This is a genomic window from Anabaena sp. PCC 7108, from assembly GCF_000332135.1.
Classification (GTDB): Bacteria; Cyanobacteriota; Cyanobacteriia; order Cyanobacteriales; family Nostocaceae; genus Anabaena.
The window spans coordinates 1,734,802-1,746,808 of record NZ_KB235896.1 but is presented as its reverse complement, the minus strand read 5'-3'; the positions used below and the strand labels follow the sequence as shown (position 1 = coordinate 1,746,808).

Genomic DNA, 12,007 nt, shown 5'->3' with positions numbered 1-12,007 from the left:
GATATTATACTTTTGATGATGAATTACTTTGCTATGCAGATGAGGCTTGACGAGTAAGGATTTAGCATTGCTAAACCCCTACAAATTTTCTAGAGACTGTCACAATAATGAAGGTAAAAGCTTGGAATCATTACCTGTGAACCTTCCTACCAACAACCCAGCAGAAACCCAAAGTCGTAAAGCAGATCACATCCGCATCTGTCTAGAGGAAGATGTACAATGTCAACAAGTCACCACTGGTCTAGAACGCTATCGCTTTACCCATTGCTGCTTACCGGAATGCGATCGCACAGACATTGATATCAGCACCAATTTTTTCGGAAAAAGCCTGAATGCACCGTTGTTAATCTCCTCTATGACTGGGGGAACAAAACGAGCCGGAATCATTAACCATCGTTTGGCAGAAATCGCCCAACAATATAAACTAGCAATGGGTGTAGGTTCCCAGCGTGTAGCGGTGGAAAAACCCCAAGTTGCTGACACCTTCGCTATTCGCAAATATGCTCCCGATGTGCTGTTATTTGCCAACTTGGGCGCAGTCCAACTTAATTATCAGTATGGTGTTGATGAATGTCTGCGAATTATTGATATTTTAGAAGCAGATGCTTTGATCTTACACATCAACCCTTTGCAAGAATTCATTCAACCCAGAGGTGATACAAATTTCCGGGGCTTATTTGACAAAATCTCTAACTTATGCAGTAAGTTACCAGTACCTGTAATTGCTAAAGAAGTAGGTAATGGCATTTCAGCTGTAATGGCAGAAAAACTGATATCTGTAGGAGTACAAGCAATTGATGTAGCTGGTGCGGGTGGGACATCTTGGGCATTAGTGGAAAGCGAACGGGCAGAAACCCCCTTACAGCGTCGCTTAGGCAAGACTTTTGCCGATTGGGGTTTACCAACAGCAGAGTGTATTACCAGCATTCGCGCTCAATTTCCCCACATACCTTTAATTGCTTCTGGGGGATTACGTCATGGCTTAGATGTAGCCAAAGCGATCGCACTAGGAGCAGATATCGCCGGTTTAGCCATGCCCTTCCTACAAGCCGCAGATGTATCAGAAACCGCACTGCAAGAGTTGGCAGAGGTATTAATTGCCGAAATCACCACCGTATTATTCTGTACTGGTAACAGAACTTTGTATCACTTACAGCAATCAAACAGTTTACACAGCATACAATAAAGTAAACAACTTGTTTTTTCTTAGTCATTGGTTTCTGACTAATGACTAACATAGCAGTTGCTAGGTAAGTTAAGACATACTGTGATCATAAAACTCAGACACAGAAAGACTTTCAACCCTGTCCCCCGTTCCCTGCTATGACTAATAACTAAATTACTAATAACTAATGAATAATTTCCTCAAACAAACTTTTGCAAGCTTAATTGGTAGTTTACTGGGACTGACTATTTTTTCTGGTATCGGTACTCTAGGCTTATTGTTCCTAGTTATCGTGGCCGCCACTTCCAAAGATGCTGGGCCACAAGTCAAAGATAAATCCATGCTAGTTTTTGACTTATCGATGAAAATCACAGATAGCGAACCTAGTTCCAGTAAATTTTTGCAAAAAACCCTAACAGGTACAAATGAAGATAGCATTACACTCCGCAAAGTTGTAGAAACTCTAGAAAAAGCCCAACGTGATCCCCGCATTGTCGGTGTTTATATAGATGCTACCAAGTCATCCCCAACAGGTGGACTTGGGTACGCTTCCCTCAAAGAAATCCGTCAAGCATTAGATAAATTTCAGGCTTCTGGTAAAAAAATTGTCGCCTATGGCTCAGACTGGAATGAAAAAGAATATTATCTGAGTTCGGTAGCTAATAATATCGTCCTCAATCCCGTAGGATTAATGGAAATCAACGGTTTGAGTTCACAACCAATGTTCTTAGCAGGAGCATTAGAGAAATACGGCGTTGGTGTTCAGGTGGTGCGAGTAGGTAAATTCAAGGGCGCAGTAGAACCGTTTATATTAGACAAACTGAGTCCCGAAAATCGGCAACAAACCCAGAAATTGTTAGATGATATTTGGGGAGAATGGCGGACATCTGTAGGCAAAAGCCGGAAAATTAAACCAGAGAAATTGCAAGCGATCGCAGATAATCAAGCTATCCTAGAAGCCACATCCGCTAAAGCCAGTGGTTTGGTAGATCAGGTAGCTTACATAGATGAAGTAGTAAATGACTTGAAAAAGCTAACTACCAACGATAAAGATGCTAAAAGTTTCCGGCAAATTAATATTAGTGATTACGCCGAAGTTAGGGATCAATCAATAGGTACAGAACGTAACTCAGACAATAAAATTGCCATTGTCTATGCAGAAGGCGAAATCGTCGATGGTAGCGGCGAAGATGGGCAAATAGGAGGTGATCGCTTCGCCAAAATCTTCAACAAAATTCGTCAAGATCAAAATGTAAAATCTGTGGTTTTACGAATTAACAGCCCTGGTGGTAGCGCCTCCGCAGCCGAAGTCATCCAGCGAGAAATCAAACTAACTCGCCAAGTCAAACCAGTCATCGTCTCCATGGGTGATGTTGCCGCCTCTGGAGGTTATTGGATAGCCAGCGACTCAAACCGTATTTTTGCTGAACCAAACACCATCACAGGCTCTATAGGCGTGTTTGGCGTGCTGTTCAATGGTCAAAAGTTAGGAAATAACAACGGTATTACTTGGGATACAGTAAAAACAGCCCAGTATGCCGATAATCAAACCGTTTCTCGTCCCAAATCCCCCCAAGAATTAGCGCTTTACCAACGCAGCGTTAACCGTATTTACAATATGTTTTTAAATAAAGTTGCTCAAGGTCGAAAACTACCCCAACAAAAGGTAGCAGAAATTGCCCAAGGACGAGTTTGGTCAGGTACAGCAGCTAAACAAATCGGTTTGATTGATGAAATTGGGGGTTTAAATGCAGCAATTGAATATGCAGCCAAACAAGCAAAATTAGGCAATGATTGGGAATTGAAAGAGTATCCACGAGTGACTACTTTTGAAGAACGCTTCTTTGGGCGAAAACTAGAAGAAGCACAAGCAAAATTAGGTATAGAGAAAACTCAAATTAAACCTATTAATCCCCTGCTCGCGGAATTTGAGAAATTCCAACAGGAAATTTCAATTTTGAATAAAATGAACGACCCTCAAGGAATTTATGCCCGTTTACCCTTTAATTTAAAGATTGACTAATCTGATTCAGTATGTATAGGATTTGAGGATTGCCAGGATTTAATCAACTATTATGTATTTATTCATCCTGTACATCCTTTAATCCTGAGTATCCTGATTCTGACAAATTATGTATTTCCTCATCCTGTACATCCTTTAATCTTGGGTATCCTGATTCTGACAAATTATATATTTATTCATCCTGTTAATCCTTTAATCTTGGGTATCCTGATTCTGACAAATTATGTATTTCTTCATCCTGTGCATCCTTTAATCTTGGACATCCTGATTCTGACATTGAACTTGCTGTTGTACCCAAGCACGGAAAGATTTCTCAGCTTTCACTTCATCTATTTGGCAATCCTTTAGAAATTGATAAAGATATTCTTTGATTGTCCAAGAAAATGTAGGACTATTTTCTACTTCAATATATTGATAATTTTGAAGTTGATAAATTTTCACAATTTGACCATTATAACGCCAAAATTCCGGTACACCCATGCTGGCATACAAATCAAGTTTATTGATGTCAGTATGGGTAATATCAACTTCTACAATCAAATCTGGTGGCGGATCTTCGTTTAAGTCAACCTTTTTACCAGCGACTTTAGATTGATTTTGGATATAATAACAGTTATCAGGTTCAGCACTTCTTTCTAAATCAGGACGATTTAAAGTAGTTGAACCCATTGTTTTAATTTTTAAACCAATTTCCACTACCAAAATGCGGATAAATAGTTCTATCAATCTGGTAGCAGTTTCATGTTCTTCTAAAGGCATCGTAATTTCTAAAGTACCTTGGTCATAAATCAGTCGAGATGAACGACTTTCACCTAATGCTGCTAAAATTTGCTCGTAAGCTGACCAACTGATATTATGAAAAACTACTCGCTGTTCAGCTAGGGTAGTTTCTGGGGGAATATTGCTTGGTTTAGTGACTATACTAACCATATATGCCTTCGAGTTTAGCTAATAAATTATACCAATTCAAAATTCAAAATTCAAAAACTTCTGCCTCCAATCCCTATTCTCTATTCATAAATTACCAAAAGAATGTAAAGTATTTGAGAACCAAACCTCACTTCTCTATTTTACGCATCCATCTATGGATATCAAAAGTAAGCGCCTGTTATTCCTTGTGGTTTCCTGTAGTATATTTGGTGTCATTTTAGGCGGAACCTCTGCATGGGCAGAAAGCAAAATGTGCTGGCGTGCTGATACAGTAACCAGCGAATGTCTGACCCAAAACATAGTGGAAACAACTGTTCAAGGTATGAGTACTGGATTATTAGCAGGCGCTGGGGCTGCTTTTGGTGCAGCCTGGAATTTACGCCACTAAGACTAAATCAGCCAACAGTTATAGCAGATGACTCTTAACAGGTGACAGTGCTAAAACTCTTTTGGTGTCTAAGTTTTAGCATTGGTAGATGTCCTAATCGCCCTGTCTGTTGCTATATCAGCAACAAAGTTGATAACTGATAACTATTAAAAGCGATAACTGCGGTAATTGCGATCGCTTGCAGGATCACCAATCCACATACTCGTCGGTACAGCATTACCTTGAGGATCTACTTTTACTTGTACCAGTATTGCTGGTCTTTCTCCGTATTGGTTTTCCTGTATTTGCAAGATATCATTATTAATTTGCTGCCGTTGTTCATCTTGGATGTAATTGTTTTCCAAGCCGTAATTAATCAACCCATCTTGATAATTACCCTTTAAAGCTACCTGATTATTGGGCAGGTACATAGGCAGACTACTACTCACTCGTATCGGTCTCCAAGCCCTGGGAACACCACGATCATAAGATAGTTGTTCTTGCAAAACCAAGTATAAGGTACTCCCTGGCGCTATTTGTCTGTTTCTCACGGAATTTTTCCTAACCCAATCTGTCCAGCCCGGTAGTCTTCTGAGAGTTTCGCTCCGGGAAATATTATAATCGAGTGTCAAAGAAGATCCCTGTAGCACATTATTAGTATTAACAGGTAAAGTTTGCAAAATTACTGGCTTCCCAGTCATGTCTGTGTACATTGCTTGGGTAGGAACAGCCAAAATTAAGCCAATTTGTACCATTAACGGCGCTACTAACCGCCAAATAGGGAGAGGTTTATTGGCTTTCTGTTCAGTAGCAATTAGATAATCCCGAAAAGTCAATTTTTCGGAAAATTCCATCTCTGGAGTTAAGGTTTTATTTGGTTCAGGTGAGTTACTTTTCATGAAAATTAATTGATAATTGGTTAGTTGTCAGTTGTGAATAACCAATGACTAATAGGAATTTAAACGCAGAGATTTAGTAATAAATATGGTGTGCTGTTAATCGCTATTGCTTCTTAGTACCAGAATTAGAAGCAGGAGATAAGCGACGTTCAAACCACTGGCCAGCAGCTATGAGAGAATAGCCACAGGAAATAAAGACAAGTGATCTGAAAAGTACATCTGTGTCGTACTCTAAGACTCGGCTGATAATTTGCAAGATAAACAATAACATCCCACACCAAAAAGAGCGTCTTTTACCTAACTTTAATCCTTCTTGAACTAGCCCCCAAGCTAATATTGCCAACAGGACATTAAAGATAAAAATGCCCAGTTCAGTAATCCGGCCAATCGCTTGATGCCAAACAGGAACTATGACAATGAAACCCAAAAAGGTACTAATGACAGCGAAAGTAAAAAATACTTCTCTCCGGGGTGGGCTATTTCGATGACGCAACAGAAATAACCATTGCAATACTGCCAAACCGCTGAGAATCCCCAAGTCAATAATAGGCAAAGATTGGAATCCATTCAAGAAAGAATTACCATCAATTGGTGATTGCCACTGCCAACGGAAAGACAACAGATAAAAGACTACCCCAAAACATATCAACCCTAAATTACGGGCTAGGGGTTGAAATAATCTGTAATTGATGATTGGGAATAGCAAATCATCATAACTCCATAGTAATGCAGGTGGGAGCGCTAAAGCAAAAGATGCCACCCAAGGAACTACATCAGAAAAAGTTAACAGGGGTAGTGGGTTGAGGTTATATTGCAACGAGAGAGTAAAGGCTACTACTGCTAGTCCAAAAATCCACCGTGAACGGCAAACATATGCTAAGGGAACAAATAGCAGCCATGATAACAGAGGCATATGCCGCACTGCTAACCGCGCCCAAGTCAACTCATTTGGAGAAGATAAAAACTCTCCCAATCCTATCCAATAGCCGATTTGCACCAGGATAATGGATAAAATTCCCAAAGAATTCAGGGATAGACTATAGGCCATGACTAAAACGCCAAACCCCCAAGCCAAAAACAACTCAGAAGCTGAACCGCTAATATTGAATATTTGCGCCATCAGCATTAAAGTTGCCCCTAAAATCAGGGCGCTGAGAATTAGTAAAGCTTCTCCTAGCAAGCGTTTGCTGCGTTGTGGCTTTTTACCTTCAGCTAAAGCAAGTGCAGGTTGTCTCCATGTGAAAAAACCAGTGATAGCAGTTGACAAAAACAAACTCATTAACAAGATAAACTTGACTTCTCGTGACCATGTTTGCCAATTTGTGGCTACAAAGATGATTACACCTAAGGATAAAAGTAAGCCACCTACAGCAATGGCCATGAACCCAGAACTTTCTCGTGCATTTGCTTCTATCTTGTTAAATTGATAGCGTTCTGCTAGTTGCTGGTGTTGGGAAGAACTAATAAGTCCTTCATCTCGCCAAAGTTCTGCTTCTTGGCGTAGTTTTCGCTGAAAATTATCTAAGATCATGACCTCTCCGATGCAATGGATTAGTTTAGCAAGTGTCAAAACACGGTTAGCTTCTAGCCAAAGGCCAGAAGCCGCGCTGGACGCGCTTCGCAAACGCAATCTAAATGGTGGTCATTATATTTTCAGTATGCAGCCAAATACCTTGATTGCATTGTTCTGCTGTAACAGTTTCAATACTGTTCTAATTAGCTAAAATTACCCAAATCTTTGATATGGAAAAGCCTTCAAATTTATTACTTAAAGTTGCACGTCGTTTATTTAAAGATTCAGAAGCACAAGCAAAGTTTATTGATGCTTTAGTTAATCCTCAACCTTTTTTACCTTGTATTCTTTGGTGTCAAGATCAGCCGGAAATCTCTCCTTTTTCGGTAGAAACACCTCTGAGTTGGCAACCAAAATTTGTAGACAGGTTGCATTTGGGAGAAAAACCAGGTCAACATCCCTTACATCAACAAGGATATTTTTATTGTTTGGATTTTTCTTCTGTGTTTTCTGCTTCTATTTTGTTATCTATTAATCAATCAGTACCTTTGGTGTTTGATATGTGTGCTGCACCAGGGGGTAAAAGTGTTTTTGCTTGGCAAGCATTAAAACCTAATTTGCTGATTAGTAATGAGGTGATTGGTAAGCGGTTAGGAATGCTAATTTCTAATTTGAAGCGTTGTCAGATTCAATCTAGTGGGGTGGTCAACCGAGATTCTAGTATTTTTGCAGAAATGTTTCCACAATCAAGTAATTTAGTCATAGTTGATGCTCCTTGTACGGGGCAATCTTTATTAGCTAAAGGTGAAAAAGCACCTGGATGTTTTCATCCAACTTCAATTAATAAAAGTGCAAATCGTCAAAAACGTATTATTGCTAATTCAGCACAACTTGTAGCTCCTCAAGGTTATTTAGCTTATATGACTTGTACTTATTCACCAGAAGAAAATGAGCAAGTATGTGAATGGTTTTTAGAAAGATTTCCTCATTTTCAAGCTGTAGAAGTTAGTCATTTATCTGCATATCAATCAGATTTAATTGACATTCCTTGTTATCGGATGTTTCCTCAATATGGTTTAGGGGCTGGTGCGTTTACGGTGCTGTTTAAAAATATAAGTGAGGGTGAAGGGAAGAAGATTGATTTAGATACTATACTACCTATGTGTAAATATGTAGGACTTGCTGAGAAAGTCTTGTAGGTAGGTGACCGGAAGAGGCAGGGGGGAAGGGAGCAGGTGTAGGTTTTTTACATTGTCATGAGGGCAAGACTTGGGGGACAAGGCTGACAAGGTGACAAGGGCGGAAAACTTGACAAACTCTATATTATTAGCAACAAGAATAGCCCGTCAAAAGACCATTACTGGTATAAAATCTTCCTTGTCTACAATACTTCCTTGTCTTCCTAGTCCTGCCTTCACAGTTAATATTAAAAACCTACCCTTGTGAGCTTGCCCCCTGCCCCTTTTCCTCTTCGTGACAGAAGAGGGATACATAAAATAAAATGGCGATTTAATTAGCCATTGCCATCTTTCCTTGCAAAAGTATAGATTTAATCCTAGGTTTTATAATAAAAATGGGTTTCAATAGATTAAAATACCATTAATTTTATTGAGCCGATAGGTTGCCAGTGATAAAATTTTCATCATGAAACTTGATTCCATAGTTGATGAGTATTTATCTGCGGGAGATGGCAGCACGATAATGCAGATTTCTTTGAAAATTTCAACTATTTTGGCAAAAATACTTATTTAGCCTGATTTCATAGCTGTTGTTTATACCGGATTTTGTGAAAAAACCACCGTAAAAAGCATACATAATCAGATTTTCGCTACAATTACAATTTTTTTTGGATAAAAATATCATGACTTCCGCTGCTGAACAGCCAGTTAGCTCTGGCTCAACATTAACATTACATCAAAATTCCCAACAAATTGCTGATATTGATCCCCTTAAAAAATCTCAGGGTGTATATGTAACAGTTCATGGTCATTTTTACCAGCCACCACGAGAAAACCCTTATTTAGATGCGATTGAACGCCAGCCGAGTGCTACTCCTTTCCATGATTGGAACGAACGCATTTATTGGGAATGCTATCGCCCCAACGCCTTTGCTAGAGTGCTAAATGACCGCAACGAGTTGGTGGGGATCGTCAATAATTATGAGTACATGAGCTTTAATATTGGTCCAACGCTGATGTCGTGGTTAGAACGCTACGATAGGTCAGTTTATCAGCGGATTTTGGAGGCTGATGTTAAAAGTAGTCAACGTCTGCATGGTCACGGCAATGCGATCGCGCAAGTATATAATCACATCATCATGCCTTTGGCGAATGAACGGGATAAACATACCCAAATTCGCTGGGGTAAAGAAGACTTCAAATCCAGATTTGGTCGTGATCCCGAAGGTATATGGTTGGCGGAAACGGCTGTAGATTATGCCACCTTAGAAGCTTTAGTTGCCGAAGGAATTCGCTTTATTGTCTTAGCACCATCCCAAGCACAACGTTGTCGTCCTCTGGCTAATGAAAATGATCCCCAGCATGAATGGTGTGAAGTCGGTGGTAGTCAGATTGATCCCACCCGTCCCTATCGTTGTTATTTAAAGCCTAGTCTCAGCATTGCATCTTCTTTGTTGAGTACAACTAAAGCAACTACCTCAGAACCTATAGAAGGCTTACCGTACATTGATATCTTCTTCTACGATGGACCGATTTCACGGGATATGGGTTTTAGTGATGTGGTTTATAATTCTCATCACTTCGCCGGTAGGGTTGGTGCAGCAGTGCGCGGGGATCATCGTCAATCCCAATTAATTTCTGTAGCCACAGATGGGGAAACCTTTGGACATCATAAAAAGGGAACTGAGAAAACTTTAGCCTATGCTTTTATTGGCGAGTTTCCCCGTCATGGTTGGACGGTAACAAACTTTGCTCATTATCTGAGTTTAAATCCTCCGACTTGGGAAGTGGAATTAAAGTCAATCACCGCCTGGAGTTGCGCCCACGGTGTCGATAGATGGCAGGATGATTGTGGTTGCGGTGGAGAAGGTGGTGTATGGCATCAAAAATGGCGACGGCCGTTACGAGATGCCTTAAATTGGCTACGAGATCAGTTGATTAAGGTGTTTGAAGAATATGGTGGGCAATTATTTCATGATCCCTGGTTAGCGAGGGATGAATATATTGAAGTGCTGCGCGATCGCTCTCCTGCCAATATTAGCCGTTTTCTTTCTCGTCATCAAACCCGAAAACTACAAGCAGCAGAACAAGTAGATGCTTTGCGTTTATTGGAAATGCAGCGTCATGCTTTGTTGATGTTCACTAGTTGCGGTTGGTTTTTTGAAGAAATTTCTCGCCCGGAAGGAACACAGATTCTCCGTTATGCTGCCCGTGCTTTAGAATTAGCCGGAGATGTGGCAGGTGTACAGTTGGAAAAAGGCTTCCTCAAACGTTTGGGTTTAGCCCCCAGCAACGTGGAACACTTTAAACATGGTGGAGAAATTTATCGTCAATTGGTGCTAACAGCCCAAATCGGGTTTAAGCAAGTTGCTGCCCATTACGCAATTAATTCCCTATTTAACAATCACAAAAATATATCTTCTCCACAAGATCCAGATCAACATCCTCATACTCACCAAAAGCGTATTTATTGTTATGCCGCTAATGAATTAGATTACCAAATGCAACGCATGGGATCTTTGACTATGGCGGTAGGACATTTGAAATTAGTCTCGGAAATTACTTGGGAAAGTGAAAATTTAGTGTTTGCTGTTCTCCATTTGGGAGGCTGGGATTTTCATTGCTGTATTCAACAATTTACCGGCAGACGTGACTACGGCCAATTGAAAGATCAGCTATTAGCATCATTAAAACAAGCCAGCGCCGCACACGCTATCTTGGTAATGACGCAGCTATTTGGGGATGAAGCCTTTAGTTTGCAAAATTTATTTGCCGAAGAACGACACAGAATTATGCGGCTATTAAGCCAGGAAACACTGACAAGATTAGACCAGCTATATACCCAAGCATACCGGGAAAATTACGGTGTGATTATGGCCTTTCACCGAGATGAGTTAGCAGTTCCCCAAGAATTGCAAGTTGCAGCGGAGATTGCTTTAGGTTATCGCTGTATGATGACATTAAGGTCTTTAGAACAAGACATCGGCGAAGCACAATTAAGCTGGAATCATATTGGCGAATTAGAAGCAATTGCGACTGAAGCTAAACATCTGCGTTGTCACTTGAATAATCCTGAAGGTAAGCAAATAATAGAACAGTTAATTGTGCGATCGCTGTGGCAAGTCTTACATGATACTAATAGTGCATTTGAAACAGATATCCAACGCCTAGAAAAGCTGATAGATGTAGGGTATCAGCTAAATCTTGGTATTTCCTTAGAACAATCCCAAGAACTCTACTTTAGCTGTTTGCATAGTCAAATAATTCCCATGTGTCTCAGCAACTTTAATAATCAATCTGAAACAAATCACTGTCGCCAACTACTAAAATTAGGACAAAAATTAGCCGTTGATGTCAGCATAGTTGAGAAAAAATTGGCTTAAATTTTTGAGGTGGGCATTGCCCACCATCTTATATCATGTCCGGTTGTTCGCCTAGCGTCTCGTCAGAGATATACTTATCATTTAGACTGACGCGGAGATTTTTTTTGATAAGTGATTAGTCGGACATGATATTACTCCAATTTAACTTTTAGAACGTTGACAATGATAGGGATATAACCACTCACACCTAAAAATTCCGTTAGTATGTTTCTCAAAAAATGTTCCGGCGTGATATTTAGGTGAGATATCAATCCCGGCTTTAGTTTTTATCTCGTACAACCAAGGAAATGCTGCCACCAAAACAGTCATGATAGCGAAGATGTAAAAAGTTAAAGTGACAGCTTTAGGGAATTTCGGTGACTTAATCTTAAGTTTTTTAGGCATAGAAACGATAAACTCGAAGTCTATCTTAGCCTAAAGTTGAAAATGTCGTTGAAATCAATTGTACAGGATTTCTTCACAAGCTTGAAACTCTCTTGTTATAAGTCTTTGTGCTTAAATAATGATCAAAACACTATTCCCTGTTTCCTATCCTCATAAACAACTTTT

9 protein-coding genes are annotated in these 12,007 nt (G+C 39.9%); 5 read left to right on the top strand and 4 right to left on the bottom strand.

The genetic code is table 11. From position 1 onward, the window contains the following. Positions 1–136 precede the first annotated feature (136 nt). Together fni and sppA are read left to right on the top strand one after the other, a co-directional pair. Complete coding sequence (gene fni / locus ANA7108_RS0108725; protein WP_026104063.1) at positions 137–1,186, top strand: type 2 isopentenyl-diphosphate Delta-isomerase; 1,050 nt, start codon at positions 137–139, stop codon at positions 1,184–1,186. A gap of 166 nt (positions 1,187–1,352) precedes the next feature. Further along, positions 1,353–3,188: a signal peptide peptidase SppA gene (sppA, locus tag ANA7108_RS0108720; protein ID WP_016950395.1), complete on the top strand. Its 1,836-nt coding sequence runs from the start codon at positions 1,353–1,355 to the stop codon at positions 3,186–3,188. A gap of 249 nt (positions 3,189–3,437) precedes the next feature. Here sppA and ANA7108_RS0108715 read toward each other — a convergent pair whose 3' ends face one another. Beyond that, positions 3,438–4,118: a Uma2 family endonuclease gene (locus tag ANA7108_RS0108715; protein ID WP_016950394.1), complete on the bottom strand. Its 681-nt coding sequence runs from the start codon at positions 4,116–4,118 to the stop codon at positions 3,438–3,440. A 154-nt stretch (positions 4,119–4,272) separates the two neighbouring features. On the opposite strand from ANA7108_RS0108715, the gene ANA7108_RS0108710 reads away from it, so the two are divergent. Further along, complete coding sequence (locus ANA7108_RS0108710) at positions 4,273–4,506, top strand: hypothetical protein (protein WP_016950393.1); 234 nt, start codon at positions 4,273–4,275, stop codon at positions 4,504–4,506. Between the two features lie 146 nt (positions 4,507–4,652). Here the strand turns inward: ANA7108_RS0108710 and ANA7108_RS0108705 are convergent, their stop codons facing one another. Together ANA7108_RS0108705 and ANA7108_RS0108700 are read right to left on the bottom strand one after the other, a co-directional pair. Then, positions 4,653–5,384, bottom strand: a complete 732-nt coding sequence (locus tag ANA7108_RS0108705) for a GDYXXLXY domain-containing protein (RefSeq protein WP_016950392.1) — start codon at positions 5,382–5,384, stop codon at positions 4,653–4,655. Positions 5,385–5,487: 103 nt separating this feature from the next. After that, on the bottom strand, positions 5,488–6,915 hold the full coding sequence (locus ANA7108_RS0108700; RefSeq protein WP_016950391.1) for a DUF2157 domain-containing protein: 1,428 nt from the start codon (positions 6,913–6,915) through the stop codon (positions 5,488–5,490). A gap of 212 nt (positions 6,916–7,127) precedes the next feature. Between ANA7108_RS0108700 and ANA7108_RS0108690 the strand changes: the two genes are divergently transcribed. Together ANA7108_RS0108690 and ANA7108_RS0108680 are read left to right on the top strand one after the other, a co-directional pair. Continuing rightward, entirely contained in the window at positions 7,128–8,096 is a 969-nt protein-coding gene (locus tag ANA7108_RS0108690) for an RsmB/NOP family class I SAM-dependent RNA methyltransferase (protein ID WP_016950389.1), read from the top strand. A gap of 662 nt (positions 8,097–8,758) precedes the next feature. Beyond that, positions 8,759–11,458 (top strand): DUF3536 domain-containing protein, encoded by a 2,700-nt coding sequence (locus ANA7108_RS0108680; protein WP_016950387.1) that lies wholly within the window; start codon positions 8,759–8,761, stop codon positions 11,456–11,458. Between the two features lie 141 nt (positions 11,459–11,599). Here ANA7108_RS0108680 and ANA7108_RS0108675 read toward each other — a convergent pair whose 3' ends face one another. Next, on the bottom strand, positions 11,600–11,842 hold the full coding sequence (locus tag ANA7108_RS0108675) for a hypothetical protein (protein WP_016950386.1): 243 nt from the start codon (positions 11,840–11,842) through the stop codon (positions 11,600–11,602). Positions 11,843–12,007: the final 165 nt, after the last annotated feature.

Excerpts from the sequence above, each read along its gene's own strand:
- sppA (WP_016950395.1), top strand. The coding sequence starts at position 1,353 with ATGAATAATTTCCTCAAACAAACTTTTGCAAGCTTAATTGGTAGTTTA.
- ANA7108_RS0108715 (WP_016950394.1), bottom strand. The coding sequence starts at position 4,118 with ATGGTTAGTATAGTCACTAAACCAAGCAATATTCCCCCAGAAACTACC.
- ANA7108_RS0108700 (WP_016950391.1), bottom strand. The coding sequence starts at position 6,915 with ATGATCTTAGATAATTTTCAGCGAAAACTACGCCAAGAAGCAGAACTT.
- ANA7108_RS0108710 (WP_016950393.1), top strand. The coding sequence starts at position 4,273 with ATGGATATCAAAAGTAAGCGCCTGTTATTCCTTGTGGTTTCCTGTAGT.
- ANA7108_RS0108675 (WP_016950386.1), bottom strand. The coding sequence starts at position 11,842 with ATGCCTAAAAAACTTAAGATTAAGTCACCGAAATTCCCTAAAGCTGTC.
- ANA7108_RS0108690 (WP_016950389.1), top strand. The coding sequence starts at position 7,128 with ATGGAAAAGCCTTCAAATTTATTACTTAAAGTTGCACGTCGTTTATTT.
- ANA7108_RS0108680 (WP_016950387.1), top strand. The coding sequence starts at position 8,759 with ATGACTTCCGCTGCTGAACAGCCAGTTAGCTCTGGCTCAACATTAACA.
- ANA7108_RS0108705 (WP_016950392.1), bottom strand. The coding sequence starts at position 5,384 with ATGAAAAGTAACTCACCTGAACCAAATAAAACCTTAACTCCAGAGATG.